Genomic DNA, 17,204 nt, shown 5'->3' with positions numbered 1-17,204 from the left:
CCGGTGCGGCTGCGACTGGTGCGTCTGGTGCGACTGCGACTGCGACTGCGGGGTCAGCGCACCGGGCACTGCTTCCAGGAGAAGTGGTAGACGCTGTTGATGGCGCCGTCGGTCGAGTCGAGCGCCATGAAGCTGGTCTGCGACGGGTCGGAGGTCCCGACCTCGGCACGCAGCTCGGTGTTGATGTTGAAGTTGCGCTGCTCGCCACAGGGGGCGAAGGCCAGGGCCTGGACTCCCGTGGTGTCGGTCGCCTGCCAGTTGTCGTCGAGCGCGCCCGTGAACTTGTGGGTGCGCTGGGCGGTCTGGCTCATGCCCTGGAAGTAGTAGCTGGCCTTCTGGGTTCCGATCGCGCCCTCCTGCAGGCTGCCGAAGCCCCGGTAGTCGACCTGGGCCACGGCATAGGTGTAGCCCTGGGGGACGTGGACGACGAGGGAGAGCTGACAGTTCTTGCGGCCTTCGACGGCCGGGGCGCCGCCGCCGGCCTGGGCCACGTACTCGCTGTAGGTGACGGTGAACGCCGAGTTGTCCGGTGAGACGGCGACGGCGGCACTGCCTGGACGGCAGCCCGATCCGTTGACGGAGGCGACGTCCACGGTCACCTGGTCGGAGGGAGCCTTGGCGGCGGGAGCCGGGGCGGAGGCCCCGGCCGAGGGGGAGAGCGTGACGAGAGAAGCGGTCACGACGGCTGCGGTGAATCCGGTACGGAGCGAGTTGATCACGTGGACATGGATAGCCCTCCGCGACCACCCCGGGCGGCCGACGGGTACGCGGGCTCACCTCTATGGGCGCAGCAGTTCACCGGAGAAACGATTATTCATGACATAACGGATGTCCAAATGGCCCCACGCCGACGTCGCGCCGGTGCGATTGATCCCGTTTCTCCTAGTATCGGCGCGATGAGGAGTTCCCTGTCCCGCGCCCATCGGTCCGCCGTCGTATCGGCATGGGTCATCGTCGCCGCCGCGGCCCTCACGGCGGTGTCGCCCGCCCCGGTGCCGGGGCCGAAACCGAGGCCGGACGAGGCCGCCGTGATCGGCGAGGACCACGCCCGGGCGCACGCGCGGCTGCGCGAGGCGGCCAAGGGCACCCACGGCTACCCCCAGTCGAAGCGCACGGCGAGCCTGACCACGCTCCAGGAGTCCCAGCGCGAGACCAACTCGGGCTTCGCGGCTGCGGAGTCCGGCCGCTTCACGGAGTTCTTCCCCTCACCCGACTTCGGTGTCCATGTGGCCCAGCTGCCGACGGGCAAGGTGCTGCTCTTCTCCTTCGAGCGCGTGGAGGCCGATCCCACCAAGGAGACCGGGCCCACGAACACGGTCGGCCGGACGAACGCGGGCCGCGCCTACCTCTGGGACCCGGCCAGGGGAACCGGGGCGCAGGCCTTCAAGAAGGTGGCGCCGCCCGTCGTCCTGATGCCAGACGGCACCTACGCCCCGCGCCCGGCGCCCTTCTTCTGCGCGGGACACGCCTTCCTGCCGAACGGGATGGTCGGCGTCTTCGGCGGCAACGTCGGCGGAAAGGGCGGCAGCGGCGCCAAGCTGTCCTTCGTGTTCGACCCGTGGACCGAGACCTGGTTCCGCAACCGGGACATGTCCGTGGGCCGTTGGTACCCCTCGGTCGTCACCGGGGCGGACGGCCGCCAGATCATCATGTCCGGCCAGTCCGAGCGCGGCACGGGCACACCCACCCCGGTGGTGGAGCGCTTCCCCGCGCTGCGCCATCCCGTGCCGTGGCGGCCGTACGACATCCCGCTGGACCTTGCCTCGCAGCGGCTACGGTCGGACGCCCCGTTCCGCAACGACTATCCGCACCTCTTCTCGCTGCGGGACGGAATGATCTACGGGCTGGGCCGCGACGCCGACCAACAGTGGCTGTTCGACCCGGTCAAGGACGTGCGCACGGACCTGCCGCGGCGGCCCGCGGACTTCCGCGGCTACGGCTCGGCCGTGCCGCTGCCGGCCGGTTTCCGGGGCCCGGACTCGGTCCTGGTGCTCGGCGGCGACCCGCACGACCCGCACACGTACCGGCTCTCCGGCGGCCGCTGGAGCACCGAGGAGCCGCGGGCCTTCGGCCGCACGCAGGACGACACCCTGATCCTGCCGGACGGCACGCTCCTGACCGTCAACGGAGCGCTCGACACCCGGGACTACGGCAACGGGCCGTTCAACCCGAAGGCCGATCTGAAGTACCGGCAGATCGAACTGCGCGACGCCCGCGGCCACTGGCGGCTCGGTCCGGCCCAGCGGCTGCCCCGTGGCTACCACTCCAACGCCCTGGTCATGCCGGACGGCCGGATGATGGTCACCGGGGACGAGCTCCAGCAGATCGCCAACGACCCCGACATCACGGACGGGATGGACGGCAGCATCGAGCTGTACGAGCCCGCCTACCTGCACCGCGGGCCCCGGCCGGCCCTGGACCGGGTACCGGCGGGCGAACTCGCCCACGACAAGGCCTTCGAGGTCGTGAGCTCGACGCCGCAGGAGGTCGCACGCGCCGTGCTGCTGGCGCCGACGACCGTCACCCACTCGGTGAACACCAGCCAGCGCCACCTGGAGCTCCGGCTCACCGGCGTCCGCGGCACCACGGTGGGGCTCCGGACGCCGCCGACCGCGGCCGACGCACCGCCCGGGTACTACATGCTGTTCCTGCTCAACGCGAAGGGCGTCCCCAGCACGGCGAAGTGGGTGAAACTGGGGGTCCGCTGAGCGCTCACGTCACGGGTGGCGGCTCGACCTTGGCCGGCCAGGCGGTGAGGAGCGCCTCCAACTGCGCGGTTTGCTCGGGCGTCAGGCCGTCCAGGAGGCTCCGCTCGTTGCGCATGTGGTCGGTGAGGGCCTGGTCGATCAGGTCCCGGCCGGCCGGGGTGAGGGCGACCACGCGGCCTCCGGTGACGGGTGTGCTGCTGGGCACGGCGACCGCGGGCGAGACGCTCAGCGTCCAGCAGTTGTTCGGGCTCGCGCCGGCCCTGACGGGCATCCTCCTCGCCGCCACGCCGCCACCCGGGGGCCGGGCGGGGACCGGCCTACCGGAAGCGCACCACGGCCGCGCGCCCGGAGGTCCGTACGAGGCCGGTGAAGGGGCCCGCCGCGAGGACCGCGTCGTACGGGTCCAGCGCGACGGCCAGACCGTCGGCGTCGAGCGTCGCCGCACCCTCCAGGGCCACGACCAGCAGGGTCTCGTCCGGCGGGGCGGTGACGGTGAGCCGGCCGCGTACGACGGCGGTCTCCACCACCGCGGCACCCCTGCGGTACATCACGTTGAAGTTCACGACGGGGCCGTCGAGGAGCCGGCAGTCGGTCGGTTCGTCCCCGGCGAAGGCCTGCGGGACGTACCGCTCGTCCACGAGGCGGCCCACGCCCCCGACGGTGAGGTCCATGCCCGCGCCCTCGGCGAGGGTGAGGGTGCGGTCGATCCCGGGGAAGGCCGAGAAGGGGCCGTCGGAGCCGACCTCGGCGAGGCTCGCCCGCCAGACGAAGTCGTCCATGCCCGCGCCCTCGGGCCGGACCGCGATCTCGCGGGTGACTCCCCCGCCGTTCTTCCACACGGTGGCGGTACGGTCGGCCGCCCGCAGGACCCGGAGTACGGCGCCGCCGCTCGCACCACCGCTCGTACCGCCGCTCATGCCGCCGACCCGGCCAGCCGCTCCCGCAGTTCCCCCAGGTCGGCGAGGAACCAGGTCTGGCGCCCGCGATTGCACTCGCGGACGAAGTCCCGCAGCGCCGGACTGGCCGCCGTGTGCGAGCTGATGTCACCCAGGACGACGATGCCCATCCGGTACTGGACGAACTTCTGGATGATCTCGCCGGCGACGCGGGTGCTCAGCCGGAAGAACGTCTCGTCGAATCGCGCGGCGGGGATCACGACCCACCGGGCGCCCTGGTAGGAGGCGTCGCCGATGCAGTCCAGGGCTTCGCGTTCACCGGCGAGGGCCTCGCCCTCGGCCTCGTACACCAGGACGGGCACGTCATTGATCGTCTGCAGGGAACCCATGGTGGTCGAGGCTACTTCCGGGACGCGCACCGCGTCGACGCGATGTCGGCCCGAGCGTCCCTCAGGCGTCCTTCTCCATCGTGGGGCGCAGGCGTTCCAGGAGGGCGTAGAGCGTCGCGCTCTCGGCCTCGTCGAGGCTGTCCAGCGCGCTGTGCGTCGCCTGCATCTCCTCCCGTACCCGGCGGATGATCTCCCGGCCGGCGTCGGTGGCCACCACGTTCTTGACGCGGCGGTCGGTGGGGGCCGGCTCGCGGCGCACCAGCTCGCGGGCCTCCAGGCGGTCGACGATGCCGGTCACGTTCGACGCGTCGCACACCAGCAGCGTGGCGAGGCCGCGCATCGGCACGGGGCCGTCGAGCTGGGCGAGGACCCGGGCCTGGGTGGAGGTGAGGCCGTAGCGGGCGGCCGCGGCGGCGAAATCGCGCCACTGGGCGGTGCCGATGGCGGCGAGCAGCTCCAGCAGCTGGAGCTTGGTGGGGGCGGTGTAGGCGGCGGTGTCGCTCATACCTGGAGCGTACTCAGGATGATTGACATTATCAATTATTTACTTGACCACCTGAACTATTGACGTCTACCGTCGACGGAGTTACTTGATGACATCAAACATCTGCGCCCTGAAGCTCTGACGCCCGAAGAAGGTCCTGCCAGCCATGAGCACCCACTCCCCCGCCGCCGCCCCGGCCGCCGGGCGACGGAACGAGACGGTCATCGTCTTCGCCCTGAGCCTCGCCGCGATGGTCGTGTCGATGATGCAGACCCTGCCGGTCCCGATCCTCGGCCTCATCCGCAACGACCTCGGCACCTCGACGGCCAACGTGAGCTGGGTGACCACCGCCACCCTGCTGTCGGCGGCCGTCTTCACCCCGCTCCTCGGCCGCTTCGGCGACCAGCACGGTAAGAAGCCGACCCTGGTGGCCGTGCTCGGCGTCATGGTCGCCGGTTCCGTCATCGCCGCGCTGGCCACCTCGCTGCCGCTGCTGATCCTCGGCCGGGTGCTCCAGGGAGCCGCCACCGCGATCTTCCCGCTGGCCCTCTCCGTCCTGCGCGAGGAGGTCCGGCCGCAGAAGCTGCCGGGTGCCATGGCGCTGGTCAGCGGCACGCTCGCGTTCGGCAGTGGCCTCGCGCTCGTCGCCACCGGACTGCTCACCTCCGGGTCCGGCGCGGACTACCGCAACGCGTTCTGGATGGCGACCGGCTTCGCGGCCCTCGCCCTGCTCGCGGTCGTCGTCCTGGTCCCGGCGACCCGCCACAAGACCGGCGGCCGCACCGACTTCCTGGGCGCACTGACCCTCGGCATCGCACTGCTGCTGCTCCTGCTGCCGATCTCCCAGGGCCACGAGTGGGGCTGGGCGTCCGCCCGTACGCTGGGCAGCTTCGCCGGCGCCGCCGTCATGACGGCCGTCTGGGTGCTGGTCGAGCGCAAGGTCCGCGAGCCCCTCGTCGACATGCGGATGTTCGTCCACCGCCCGGTGCTGATGGCCAACCTGGCCGGCATCCTCGTCGGCTTCGGGATGTTCGCGAACTTCCTGGGGGTCTCGTACCTCGTCCAGATGCCGAAGGCCCTCACCGGCTACGGTTTCGACGCGTCGATCCTGCGCGCCTCCGTGCAGTTCCTGCTGCCCGGGGCGATCGTCTCGCTGCTCGCCTCGCCCGTCGGCGGCCAGCTGGTCCGCCACCGCGGTCCGCGCGTGGCGCTCGGCCTGGCCGCCGCGCTCGGCGCCGCCGGCTTCGCCTGGCTCGCCCTGGACCACCAGCACAGCGCCTCGGTGATCGGCGCCGGCCTGGTCGTCGGCGCGGCCGTCAGCTTCGGCTACGCGGCCATGCCCGCCGTGATCATGGCCAGCGTGCCGCACCACCAGAGCGGCATCGCCAACGGCATCAACTCGATCTCCCGGTCCACGGGCAGCGCGATCGGCAGCGCCATCGTGACCACCATCCTGGCGTCCCACACGATCGAGCACCTGCCGGCCGGCGTCCCCGCGCTGCCCGCCGAGTCCGGGTTCACCCTCACCTTCGGGCTCGGCGCCGCGGCGTTCGCCCTGGTCGCGGTGATCAGCCGGTTCGGCCTGCGGGGCGGGCACGGGACCGTGACCGCTGCCGCCGCTACGACCGCTGCCACCGCACCGGCCGCGGCAGCGGCACCGGCCGGTGCGGAGGCGTCGGCGGTGCCGGTGGAGAAGGCCGACGCCGCCCGCTGACCCGCGTGTCGCTCGCGGCGGGCAGGCCGCGGCGCCCCGCATGGTGGGTGCATGAAGGCTACGGACGTCATCGCCGACGGATTCGGACGGATCCGGGACATCGTGCACGAGGTCGTCGAAGGGCTCCCCGCGGAGCGGCTCAACGCCCGCGTCGACCCGGCGGCCAATTCGATCACCTGGCTCGTCTGGCACCTCACCCGGATCCAGGACGACCACGTGGCGGATGCCGCGGATCTCGAACAGATCTGGCGGGCAGAGGACTGGTCGGCCCGGTTCGCCCTGCCCCTGCCCGTCGGGTCGACCGGATACGGCCACACCGCCCGCCAGGCCGGCTCGGTACGGGTCGACTCCGGTGAGCTGCTGCTGGGGTACTACGACGCGGTCCACGAGCAGACCCTGAGGTTCGTCCGGCAGCTCGCCGCCGCGGACCTGGACCGGGTGGTGGACGAGCGCTGGGACCCCCCGGTCACCCTGGGGGTGCGCCTGGTCAGTGTGCTGAGCGACGATCTCCAGCACGCGGGCCAGGCCGCCTTCGTACGGGGCCTGCTGGAACACGCGTAGAACGAGGGGTTCGTTCAGGAATGCCTCCGCCTCCGCACCTCCAGGCAGCCGCGGGCTTCGGGGACGCCGGGGCTGGAGCAGGAGATGCGGACCCACAAGCCCCGAAAGCACCGCCGGGGCGGCTTCGTGCCCGGTCCGATGCAGCTTTGCATCGCGCAGAGGACGACGAGGGCCCTACTCCTCGCGTTCGGTGTCGGGCGGGAGCGTTGCGCGCAGATGGGCCCGTAGCTGCTGTGCCTTCTCCAACGGAGCGCGGAACAGCGCCGGGTTCTGCAGGGCCAGAGCGCCGTAGGCCTCCACAGCCTCCTCCGCCGCGGCCAGTGCCTCGCGCAGGCCGTGCTGCCGGCCGATCCGCAGCAGTACCACGGTGATCAGCAGCTGCGCGAGCTGGGGCAGATGGGTGGTCGGGTCCTCCTGGGCGAGCCGCCGCTGCAGGTCGACGGCCTCCCGCAGGTGGCCCTCGGCCTGCTGCCACCGGTCCAACTGCGCCAGGGGGAGGCCGAGGCCGTAGAACAGCCCGGTGACGAGGTGCCGCCGGTGGGCGGCGGGGTCCTCCTGGGCGAGCCGCCGCCAGATGGCGAGCGCCTCCTTCCCTGCGGCGATGACGTCCTCGTGCCGGTTCAGTGCTGCCAGCGGCCTGCCGAGGCTGCTGAGGGAAAGCGCCAGCATCTGATCGGCGACGGGGTGGTCGAGGCGCCGCCAGAGCGCCCCGGCCTGCTCGCCGACCATGACTGCCTCTTCGTGGCGCTCGGCTTGCGCCAGTAGACCGACGAGGCTGTTCAGGGCCAGCGCCAAATCGAACTCGTACCCGACGGGGTCGGTCTGCGCCAGGTACCGCCAGACATTGACCTCCTGCTCGCCGACCGCGACGGCCTGGTGATGACGGCTCAACTCCGCCAGCGGCCGGCCGAGACTCCTGAGCGCGAGCGCCAGGTGCAGCCGATGGGCGGCCGGGGCAGCCTGGGCGAGCCGCTGCAGGATGGCAACCGCCTGGGTTCCCTCCGTGACCGCCTCCTGGTGACGGCCCACCCCGCTCAGCCCGTCACAGAGGATCACCAGCGCCGCCGCCAGGACCGGCTCGTGCGCGGCGGCGTCGGCCTTGGCCATGGAACGCTGGATGGCGACGGCCTCGTACACCGCGGTGAGGGATTCCGCCTGCAGTCCCGCCGCGTTCAACTGGCTCGCGAGGTTGATCAGGACACTGGCCAGGATGGGCAGGCCCCCACCAGGGTTGTCTTCCGCAACCTTTCGGGCCAGGACGGCCGCCTCCCGGAAGCACGCCACGGCCGCTGCGGGATCCCGCTGCCGGGAAAGCCCGTTCCCCAGGTTCACCAGCGTGATGGCGAGATTGCGGCGGTGCACGACGGGATTGGCGGGACTCAGCCGGCGGTACAGCTCGACCGCTTCCCGGGAGGCGGCCGCACCCTCCTCGATCCGACCGGTCTCCGCCAAGCGGGGTCCGAGATTCAGCAGCGACTCCGCAAAACCGGGGAGATGGCTCTCGGAGTCGAGCCCGACCAGTTCCCGAAACAGCGAAACCGCCTCCTCGGAGAAGCCGACGGCCTCCCCGTGGAACCCCGACTCGCCGAGCCAGATGCCGAGATTCATCACCGCCCTCGCGAGCAACGGCAGATGGGCGGCCCGACTTCTGACCACGAGTTCTCGGGACATGGCGACGGACTCGCGGCAGAACCGTACGGCTTCCCGGAGGGAACCCGATTCGCCGGAGCTGACACCGAGGTTCAACAGGGCGTTGGCCAGGGGCGGCCCGTAGGCTCCGGGATTGTCCTCGGCGCCGGCCCGGAGGATCCCGACCGCCTCCTCGCCCGACGCCAGAGCCTCCCGGTGACGGCCCAGGCCACCCAGCGCGTTCGCCAGGCCGTCGAGTGCGTTCGCCAGGGCCTCGGTGTACGCCTTCGGCTCCTGCTCCGCCAACTGCCGGTATATGGAACACGCTTCGGTCTCCGCAGTCAGGGCCTCCCGAAACCGGCCGACCCTGGACAGCTGGGATCCCAGGTTGTGCAGCATTCCGGCCAGGTCGGGACGGAAGTCCGCGGGACTCGCGTCGGCCGTGAGCCGGGTGATGCGGACCGCGTTCTCCAGGAGTTCGAGGCCCTGGGCGGTCCGGCCCTGCTCATCCAGCCGCAGGGACAGGGTGGTGGAGGCCACCGCGAGGTTGGCGATCTTCTCGGGACGGTTCTGCACGACCGCAGCGAGGAGTGCCACGGATTCCTGGGCCGCTTCCAGGGCGGCCCGGTGGCGTCCGGTCCAGTGCAGTTCGTTGCTCAGGCCGTTCAGTGCCCATGCGAGTTCGGACAGCTGTTCCGCGTGGCCGCCGTGCGCGAGGACGCGATGGAGCTCCACCGCCTTCTCGATCGCCTCCAGGGCTTCCTCGTGCCGGCCCGAGTTGGACAGCCGCCATGCTCTCTTCGAGTACAGGGCGGCCTTGGCGGCAGGGTCCGAGGCGGACGGGATCCGTTCGGCGGAGAAGATTTCGGTGATTTCGGCGATTCCCACGTCGAGATCGGGATCCCGCGCGGGAGCGGCACTCTCGATGGCCTCCAGCGCCTCGATGGGCATGTCCTCGATCCGGGCCAGGACGACCAGGGCGGCGTTGCCCGCGTGGAGCATGAGGCCGGGGTGCTCGATGGCCAATGGGGCCAGCTCACCGGCGGCGAGGTGGGGCCAGCGGGCGGCGGCGTTGATCAGATTGGTGAGCACGTCCCGGCTCCACTCCGGAGCGGGGGTGCCGGGGGGGAAGTCGGCGGTGGCTCGGAGGAGACGAGCCGCGGCCTGCTCGGCCCAGACGGTCGACAGATGGCTGCCCGCGGGAGGACCAGGTGTGCTGAGGGCGACGAAGTCCTCGCCGAGGCGGTCGGGGTAGAGCGGTTCCAGGTACGTCTTCGGCTCGGTAGGGGGGTAGCACGCGGCGTGTTCGCGGAGGACCTGCGGATGGGACGCCGGATCCTCCACCTCGGCGTCCTTCAGAGCGGTGAGCGCCGCCCGGTAACGCCTGGGGCGGGTGAGGGTCGCGGTGTACACGGCCTGGGTCATGACGCCCACCGGTACGGCGCAGTCGGGGTCCCGCTGCTTCAGCTTCGACCAGTGGCCGCGCTCGCGATCCAGCAGGTACGCCGACAGCGCGCCCGGATCCCTTGGCGGTTCGCCACCGTGGATGTGCGTGTACACCGCCACCAGGGCGGCCATGTGCACGGTCAGCGTCAGCCCGTAGGCCGCGTCGTCCAGGTTCCCGGGCTCCCCAATGGTCTCGGCGTCCTCCTTCGACAGTCCGAGCGCGCGGCCGAAGCGCTCGCGGGCGACCGTGAACGCCTGGAGCCGGGCGTCGACGTCGCCCTCGGGTAGCGACTCCAACGGGAACTCTGCCTGTGCGTAGCCCTGTTTACGGAGATCGTCCAGCAGAAGGGACCACCAGTCCGGGGAGCGGGCGATGAGTAGGACCCTGAGCCGTGTGCCACGCCGGGCGGCCAACTCCTCCAGCAGGGACACGAGCTCCGGTGCGGGCCAGCGTTCGGCGTAGTCGACCACGACCAGCGCGTTGCGGCCCAGCGTCGACTTCCTGGTGCGGCCGGCAGCCGCCGTGGTCGTGCCGGTGCGGGCGGCCTGCCAGACCTTCCATCCCCCCAGTGCGGCCGTGCGGCGGGCCAGTTCGGCGGCCAGCCGGGTCTTCCCCTGCCCGCCTCCGCCGTGCAGCAATGCCACCGAGGCGGCGATCGGCTGCCCGTCCCGCGTCTTCCCGTCCCTCCAGCCGGCCAGCGCGGCCAGGTCGTCCACCCGGCCGGTGAACGGCACCACCTCGTGGCGCGCCAGCAGCAACTGGCTCGGCTGTTCGCACAGATCCGCCGTCAGCGGCTGCGCGTCCTTCAGCGGGAACGGCTGGACTTCCGGAGGGAGCCCCTCTTCGTCCTTCCGGTACGCCTCCCACAACACCTCAAGATCCGCATAGCGTCTCCGCCACACCGCGCGGTCGAAGAACGCAGCGGTCACCGACTTCTTCTCGGCCTCTGCACATGCCGTGCAGGTTGCGAGGAAGAGATCGACGAACGCCCACGGCGGGGGGTCCACGAAGTCGGCCAGGAGCACCCTGCTGACGGTGGACCGCGTCAGTCCCTTCTTGCTGCGCTTTTCCAGCTCTGCGAGCGAAGGCGTCCCGGCGTCGCGATGCGCCTCCACAAGGGCGGCCGCGAAGTACTGCCGGGCTTCTTGCATTGCCGTCATGTCGGCTCTCCCCACCGTGAAACCCGTCCCGGATCGTCCCGAGTGATCCACAGTCACACCTGGTGCGACCAGCGCAAATCGTTCGGACTTCCCGATTCATCCCTGATGGCTCCGGTGCGGCGCCTTCACCCGGATCGTCTTCCTCGTCGGCCGACGCCCACCATCCGACGTCCATCCAGAAGGAGAACGATGAAGATGTCCCGCACCCGCCGGCCCCGCCGCGGGCAGACGCCCTGGTCGGTGACCGTGCTCGGTGCCGCTGTCAGCGGCGCCGCCCGTGCCGTGTTCGCCTGGCTGCTCGACCGGTTCTCGGACTGAGGTCCTGCTGCCACTGCGGCCGCCGTCGCTCCGCCCTGGCCGGGAGCGCCGGCGGCCCCGTACCCTCCGCCGGGCCTGCTTCGGCCCGGGTCGCTGTGAGAGTGTCCACCGATCCATCAGAGCACGACGGGGCCCCGGGCGGGCGGAGAACGGCAGATCCCCACAACTCGGTTGCCGCACCGCCGAAATGCAGCTCCGGCCGGTTGATCCGGGGCCGTCGGTCAGCGACGGCTGTCGCCCGCCGCCAGGAGACTGGCGCAGCCGCTCCACTTCTACGACGGTGGCGTCGACGGTGTCGAGAGGGAACCTGAGGTCCCGGCCGCCCTTGGCTCGACGGTCCGGATCGATACGGGGATGTCGTCCGCCGTCAGGAGGCCCCGTCCCTCCCGTGCTGCTCGTCGGGCGGCGGCAACTGCCCGTCGGCAGCCTGGTGGTAGTGGAGGTTGCCGCCCTGCACGGCGAAGAGGGTGGCGTTGTCCCGGGCGGTGTTCGACTGCACGCATACCTGGCGCTCGGCCGGCAGCCCGCTCTGCACCCGCTCCACCAGCTCGCGCAACTCGGCTTCGGAATCGGGGTGTTCCTCCAGCAGCAGGAGCAGCCTGCGGCGCCACACGGGCTGCAGTTCCTCCCGGATCTCGTCAGCCCCGCCCGGTTCGGCGCGCACGACGAGCACGGCGTCGTCGTCGAGCTGCGCCCCGATCGCGTTGCCGCGTGCCTCCCCGCCCCGGCCGAAGAGCCGGACGGCCCCGCTGCGGGCCCCCTGCCACATGTCGGTGGCCATGGCACCGATCAGCGCGGTGGCACCCGCCCCGGCGAGCGCCGTCACAGACTCGGCCAGCATGCGTCCTCCTGAGTTCGACTCCGGGGGCGCCCCGGCCCGCGGTGGTTGCCGGAACTCCCCACGCCCGGAGCCAGGTTAACCGCATGCGGGCCGTCGGGAGCCGGCCGGGCGGGCCTCGGGAGCGGCGCCGCCGGCCGGATTCCCGGTGGGCGCGCGGCCGTCAGCCGCGGAAGGCCGCCTTGCGTTCCGGGGAGGCTTCGGCGAGGGCCTTGGTGACGCCTGCGATGCCTTCCCGGAGCCCGTAGACGGGGGTGTCGGGCTGCTGGCGCCAGGAGTCGTCGAGACCGTCGGCGTCGACGGTGTCGAAGCCGAGTTCCTCGATGAGGGCGCGTACGGCCTTCTTCCCCGCCTCGTCGTCGCCCGCGACGGGCAGCGCGATCCGGTCCGGGGCGCCCGCCGGGCGGTGCCGGTCGAGGATGTCCTGGGCGTAGGTGCCGTTGAAGGCCTTGATCACGGGGTGGCCGAGCGCGCGCTCGGTCCAGCGGCTCTCGGTGAGGCCCTCGTCCTCGACGGCGGCGATCCGGCCGTCGCGCTGCTGGGGGTAGTAGTTGCCGGTGTCGATGACGGTGAAGCCGTCGGCGGCTCCGTCGAAGAGGCCGGAGGGGAGGTCCGGCACGTTCTTGAAGGGGATGGTGACCACGACGATCTCGGCGCCGCGCGCCGCTTCGGCGACGGTGACGGGGGTGGCGCCGGTTTCCTCGGCGAGGGCGGTCAGGGTTTCGGGTCCGCGCGAGTTCGCCACGGACACGTCGTGTCCGAGGGCCGTCAGGCGACGGGTGAGGTTGCCGCCGATGTTGCCCGCGCCGATGATGCCGATCTTCATGAGCTCTCCAGTGCGTACGGGATGAGGTCTCGCGCTGGTAGGAACTCCCCCGATCGGCACCGCATTCCGTCGGATGTCCCCGGTACCCCGGACGAGCGACGTGTTCGGGCCGCCGTACGGGGGCGGGGCGGGGCCGGCGGCGCCCCTGACGTGCCCGGCGCACCCGTCGGCGTGACTTTTCGGCCATTCCTCGCATTCCGAGAACCGGACGGGGCCGGGGCGTCGTCGGTCAGTGCAGCCACTCAGCACGGGGAAAGGCTCAGCCGATGTCCAAGCTCTCAGCCAAGCGCACCGCCTCCCTCACCCTCGCGGCCGCCGCCGTACTCACCCTCGCCCTCGTCACCAGCGCCTCCGCGGACGGATCCACGGGGCAACGGGCCCCGGCGGCGGCCGCGGCTCCGTCCGTCTCGGGCAGCCCCGAGGCCGCCTTCACCCGGATCGCCGACTTCTACGGCTCCTACATCGACGCGGTGTACGACGGAGACGGCCAGACCGCGGACCGGCTGCGTGCCTCCTACCTCTCCGAGCCGCTCCAGGCGGAGCTGAGGCAGTGGGAGGAGACGAACCACGCGGACGGCGTGCTCCGCGCGCAGAACGTGCCGCTCAAGTGGAAGGTGACCTCCACCGGGAGCGGAACGGGCAGGACCGACGCCACGGTCACGCTGACGTGGGGCGGCGACTCGACGAAGGTCTACGTCCAGGCCGACCTGGCCACCCGGAAGATCGTCTCCGTCCGGGACTGACCCGCGTACGCGAAGGGCCGGGACCCGCGTACACGACGGGCCGGGACCGCGTAGACGAGGGGCCGGGACCCGCCCGGGTCCCGGCCCCTCGTCTGCCCTGACTAGGCTCCGCTGGCCTTCAGCATGTCGTCGCGCTCGACGATCTTCACGCGCTCGCGGCCCTGGGGCTCACCGAGCGCCTTCTCGGCGGCATCCAGCCGGTGCCAGCCTTCCCAGGTCGTGTAACGGACCGTGCGCTCGGCGAGGAAGGCCTCGACCGCCTCCGGCGCGGGCGCCGCGGGGGTGTGCAGACGGCCGTCCGCGTGGTCGGCCAGCAGGTTCGCGACGGTCTCGTTCGCATCGCCCTTGGTGTGGCCGATCAGGCCGACCGGGCCGCGCCGGATCCACCCGGTCACGTACGTCGACTGCAGGTGGCCGCCGGCCTCGATCACGCGGCCGCCCTCGTCCGGGACCGTGCCCGACTCGACGTCCCAGGGGAGCTTGGGGAGTTCGTCGGAGAGGTAGCCGACGGCCCGGTAGACGGACTGGACGTCCCAGTCGGTGAACCGGCCCGTCCCCTTGACGTTGCCGGTGCCGTCGAGCTCGGTGCGCTCGGTGCGCAGCCCGACCACCTTGCCGTCCTCGCCGAGCACCTCGGTGGGCGACTCGAAGAAGTGCAGGAACAGCTTGTGCGGCCGGTCGCCGATGTCCCGGATCGCCCAGTTCTCCAGGGTCTTGGCGACCATGTCGGCCTGCTTGTTGGAGCGGCGGGTGGCGATCGAGCCCTCGTCGTAGTCGATGTCCTCGGGGTTGACGATGACCTCGATGGTGGGCGAGTGGTCCAGCTCCCGCAGCTCCATGGGGCTGAACTTGGCCTGGGCCGGGCCGCGGCGCCCGAAGACGTGGACTTCGAGGGCCTTGTTGGCCTTGAGGCCGTCGTAGACGTTCGGCGGGATCTCGGTCGGCAGCAGCTCGTCGGCCGTCTTGGCCAGGATGCGGGCGACGTCGAGGGCGACGTTGCCGACGCCGAGCACGGCGACCTTCTCCGCCTCCAGGGGCCAGGTGCGCGGGACGTCCGGGTGGCCGTCGTACCAGGAGACGAAGTCGGCGGCGCCGTAGGAGCCGTCGAGGTCGACGCCCGGTATCGCGAGGGCGCGGTCCGCCGTGGCGCCGGTGGAGAAGATCACGGCGTCGTAGAAGGAGTGCAGTTCGTCGAGGCTGATGTCGCCCGGGTAGTCGACGTTGCCGAAGAGGCGGACCTGCGGCTTGTCGAGCACCTGGTGAAGGGCCGTGATGATGCCCTTGATCCGCGGGTGGTCGGGGGCCACGCCGTACCGGATCAGGCCGAAGGGCGCGGGCATCTTCTCGAAGAGGTCGATGGACACACCGGGCTCGGCGGCGGCCTCGGACTTCAGCAGCGCGTCGGCGGCATAGATCCCGGCGGGGCCGGCACCGACGATTGCTACTCGCAGAGGGCGAGGCATGGCAGGGGTTCCCTTCGAGCGACAGCAAGGTGGATCACAGGTGGATCAAGGGAACCCTAAACTAAGGCAATCCTTACCCGGCACCCGGCATCGTCTTATGACCCCATCATCACAACTTATGACCCCCCCAAGCGATCCTTGGACCCGGAATGGCCGCGCACCGCCCCTCCTGTGCTTCCCTTGAAGATCGAACAGGGTTACAAGCGGGAGGCAACGGTGCGAATCGAGCGCCACGAGGTGGGGGCCGCGGCACTGGACGCGGCGGTCGAGGGGTTCGCCGAACGCATCGAGGGCGAGGTGCACCGGATGAGCAACCACGACGTGCCCGAGTACGGCTGGTGGCTCGTGTCCGACTCCTTCCTGGACTACGTGGCCGCCCGGTCGCTGCGCGATCCCGGACTCCTCCACGGCAAGGACTGCCGTCTCGCCTTCCAGTCGGCGGCCACGGCCGCGATCGGCTCGACGGCCCTGGGGGCGGGGCTGAAGGACCGGGCGCGCGTGATCGTCGAGTACACGGGCAGCGGGATGATCTACGAGGACGACTCCGAGGTCCCCGCGGACGCCGCCGCGCACCCCCGCCCCTGGCTGAACGCCTTCTACCTGAACTGGATCAGCGGCGCCCAGGAGGACAGGCTGCTCATCGACGCGGCCCCCGCGCTCGACGGCCACACCGGGCGGGCCGACGTCGGGCTGGTCCACGCCCTCATGGCGTTCGCCTTCGGCCACATCGAGGGCCAGGACCCGGCCGCGGCGGCCCGCGGGGCCTCCGAGGCCGAACGGCTGGCACTGATCGAGTCGGTGGTCGACGCCGTCGGCGCCGGCACCGACCTGCCGGACCACCGGGCGGCCCTCACCACCCTGCGGGCCCTGGCCGCGGGCGACCGCCCGGGCTACCACCGCGCGCTGACGGCCCTGCTGGAGCGCCACCACGCACAGCACTCCGGCGAGGACGACCCCGCGCCGCGCACCCTGCTGCCGCTGGACGCCATCACCCTCGTGTCGCTGGGGCTCCGGGACGGCGCGTGGCTGCCGAACGAGATCGCCTCCGACTACCTTCCCGAGGCACTGGTCCGCCGCCTCGACACGGGCGAGCCGCGGGTGCGCGCGTACGGCCGGAAGAAGCGCGCCGACGCCGTGGAGGCCCTGGCCGCAGGGCCGATCGTGGTCGGCCGGCCGCCACGTCCGGCGGCCGCGCAGGCCGACCTGGCCCAGTACGACGAGTACGCGCGGCAGCAGCCGGCCGAGTTCCGCGAGGCGGGAACGGACGCGGACAAGGCCACCGGACTGCTGCTCGGGCTGACGGGCCGGCAGCTGCGGCGCTTCCGCCTGCGCGCTGCCGTCGATCCGCAGGGGCGCGACGAGCGGCAGCAGGAAGCACTGCTGAGCGCCGCCGAGGCGGGGACCGCGGCCCTGCGCCTGATGAGGGCCGAACCGGGGACCGGGGCCGACATCACCGTCGGCGGCACCACCCACCGGCTGACCGCGACCGGCGGCCCCGCCGGACCGCACCCGTACACCTGGCTGGACCTGGTGGCCCTCGCCCTGATCACCGGACAGCGGGAGCTGCTCGCCGCCTGCGTCCTGACCGACCCGGACATCTTCGCCCGGAACGTCACCGCGGGGGCCGCGTACGGGCGGGCACTCCAGGACTACCTGCGCGGGGCCGACCCCGAGCCCGCCCTGGAGCGCGCGCTGCGGACGATCTCCCCGCTGCGTGACACCAACTTCGTCGTGCCACCGGTCGTCCTGCTCTCACAGCTCGTCGAGGGCGACCGGGAGGGCTTCGCCCTGGCCTTGGCCGACGCCCTGGAGGCGCACCGCGAGCACTACGAGGTCGGCGACCTCGGGAAGGAGGCCGAGGCCGTCCTCAGCCTGGACATCCTGGCGCTGGTCTGCCATGCCCGGCGCATGGGCTGGCCCGTGCCGGTGGTCTCCCCCTACCTGCCCGAGGAGCTCATCACACGGAACTCGCTGGTCAGCGGGCACGCCAGCTGACAGACTGAAACGGCTTGATCACCCCCAGGAGGA

At 71.7% G+C, this 17,204-nt stretch carries 14 protein-coding genes and 1 pseudogene; 6 read left to right on the top strand and 9 right to left on the bottom strand.

Translation table 11 applies throughout. The features are described from left to right. Positions 1-53 precede the first annotated feature (53 nt). A complete protein-coding gene (locus AB0D48_RS11220) occupies positions 54-719 on the bottom strand; it encodes a DUF4360 domain-containing protein (RefSeq protein WP_362393648.1) in 666 nt (221 codons plus the stop codon). 177 nt (positions 720-896) lie between these two features. Here AB0D48_RS11220 and AB0D48_RS11215 point away from each other — a divergent pair, with 177 nt between their 5' ends. Then, a complete protein-coding gene (locus AB0D48_RS11215) occupies positions 897-2,708 on the top strand; it encodes a galactose oxidase-like domain-containing protein (RefSeq protein WP_362393645.1) in 1,812 nt (603 codons plus the stop codon). A gap of 4 nt (positions 2,709-2,712) precedes the next feature. On the opposite strand, the pseudogene AB0D48_RS11210 reads toward AB0D48_RS11215, so the two are convergent. From AB0D48_RS11210 to AB0D48_RS11195, 4 genes and pseudogenes are all read right to left on the bottom strand, one after another. Further along, positions 2,713-2,886 (bottom strand): annotated as a pseudogene (locus AB0D48_RS11210) (MarR family transcriptional regulator); the annotation flags it as partial. A gap of 139 nt (positions 2,887-3,025) precedes the next feature. Further along, positions 3,026-3,625: a HutD family protein gene (locus tag AB0D48_RS11205; protein WP_362393642.1), complete on the bottom strand. Its 600-nt coding sequence runs from the start codon at positions 3,623-3,625 to the stop codon at positions 3,026-3,028. Continuing rightward, entirely contained in the window at positions 3,622-3,993 is a 372-nt protein-coding gene (locus tag AB0D48_RS11200) for a DUF4180 domain-containing protein (RefSeq protein ID WP_362393639.1), read from the bottom strand. Before AB0D48_RS11200 ends, AB0D48_RS11205 begins: the two co-directional genes overlap by 4 nt. A gap of 61 nt (positions 3,994-4,054) precedes the next feature. Further along, entirely contained in the window at positions 4,055-4,498 is a 444-nt protein-coding gene (locus AB0D48_RS11195) for a MarR family transcriptional regulator (protein ID WP_362393636.1), read from the bottom strand. Between the two features lie 145 nt (positions 4,499-4,643). Between AB0D48_RS11195 and AB0D48_RS11190 the strand changes: the two genes are divergently transcribed. After that, positions 4,644-6,191, top strand: a complete 1,548-nt coding sequence (locus AB0D48_RS11190; RefSeq protein WP_362393634.1) for an MFS transporter — start codon at positions 4,644-4,646, stop codon at positions 6,189-6,191. Between the two features lie 51 nt (positions 6,192-6,242). Then, on the top strand, positions 6,243-6,752 hold the full coding sequence (locus AB0D48_RS11185) for a DUF664 domain-containing protein (RefSeq protein WP_362393632.1): 510 nt from the start codon (positions 6,243-6,245) through the stop codon (positions 6,750-6,752). A gap of 174 nt (positions 6,753-6,926) precedes the next feature. On the opposite strand, the gene AB0D48_RS11180 is transcribed toward AB0D48_RS11185, so the two are convergent. Next, positions 6,927-10,988: a tetratricopeptide repeat protein gene (locus tag AB0D48_RS11180; protein WP_362393630.1), complete on the bottom strand. Its 4,062-nt coding sequence runs from the start codon at positions 10,986-10,988 to the stop codon at positions 6,927-6,929. Between the two features lie 195 nt (positions 10,989-11,183). Between AB0D48_RS11180 and AB0D48_RS11175 the strand changes: the two genes are divergently transcribed. Continuing rightward, entirely contained in the window at positions 11,184-11,306 is a 123-nt protein-coding gene (locus AB0D48_RS11175; RefSeq protein WP_362393628.1) for a hypothetical protein, read from the top strand. 367 nt (positions 11,307-11,673) lie between these two features. On the opposite strand, the gene AB0D48_RS11170 is transcribed toward AB0D48_RS11175, so the two are convergent. Beyond that, positions 11,674-12,147, bottom strand: coding sequence for a hypothetical protein (locus tag AB0D48_RS11170; RefSeq protein ID WP_362393626.1), 474 nt, complete (start codon positions 12,145-12,147; stop codon positions 11,674-11,676). Between the two features lie 160 nt (positions 12,148-12,307). Continuing rightward, on the bottom strand, positions 12,308-12,970 hold the full coding sequence (locus AB0D48_RS11165; RefSeq protein ID WP_362393623.1) for an NAD(P)-binding domain-containing protein: 663 nt from the start codon (positions 12,968-12,970) through the stop codon (positions 12,308-12,310). A 266-nt stretch (positions 12,971-13,236) separates the two neighbouring features. On the opposite strand from AB0D48_RS11165, the gene AB0D48_RS11160 reads away from it, so the two are divergent. Continuing rightward, entirely contained in the window at positions 13,237-13,713 is a 477-nt protein-coding gene (locus tag AB0D48_RS11160) for a hypothetical protein (protein ID WP_362393620.1), read from the top strand. Positions 13,714-13,814: 101 nt separating this feature from the next. Here the strand turns inward: AB0D48_RS11160 and AB0D48_RS11155 are convergent, their stop codons facing one another. Further along, complete coding sequence (locus tag AB0D48_RS11155) at positions 13,815-15,176, bottom strand: FAD-dependent oxidoreductase (RefSeq protein ID WP_362393617.1); 1,362 nt, start codon at positions 15,174-15,176, stop codon at positions 13,815-13,817. A gap of 216 nt (positions 15,177-15,392) precedes the next feature. Here AB0D48_RS11155 and AB0D48_RS11150 point away from each other — a divergent pair, with 216 nt between their 5' ends. Next, positions 15,393-17,171: an Imm49 family immunity protein gene (locus tag AB0D48_RS11150; RefSeq protein ID WP_362393614.1), complete on the top strand. Its 1,779-nt coding sequence runs from the start codon at positions 15,393-15,395 to the stop codon at positions 17,169-17,171. Positions 17,172-17,204 lie beyond the last annotated feature (33 nt).

Origin of the sequence: Streptomyces sp. NPDC048269, from assembly GCF_040652395.1 — a bacterium.
In the GTDB taxonomy this organism is placed as follows: Bacteria; Actinomycetota; Actinomycetes; order Streptomycetales; family Streptomycetaceae; genus Streptomyces.
Note: the sequence above shows the minus strand (reverse complement) of the source record. Positions and strands in the feature narration are given on the sequence as shown.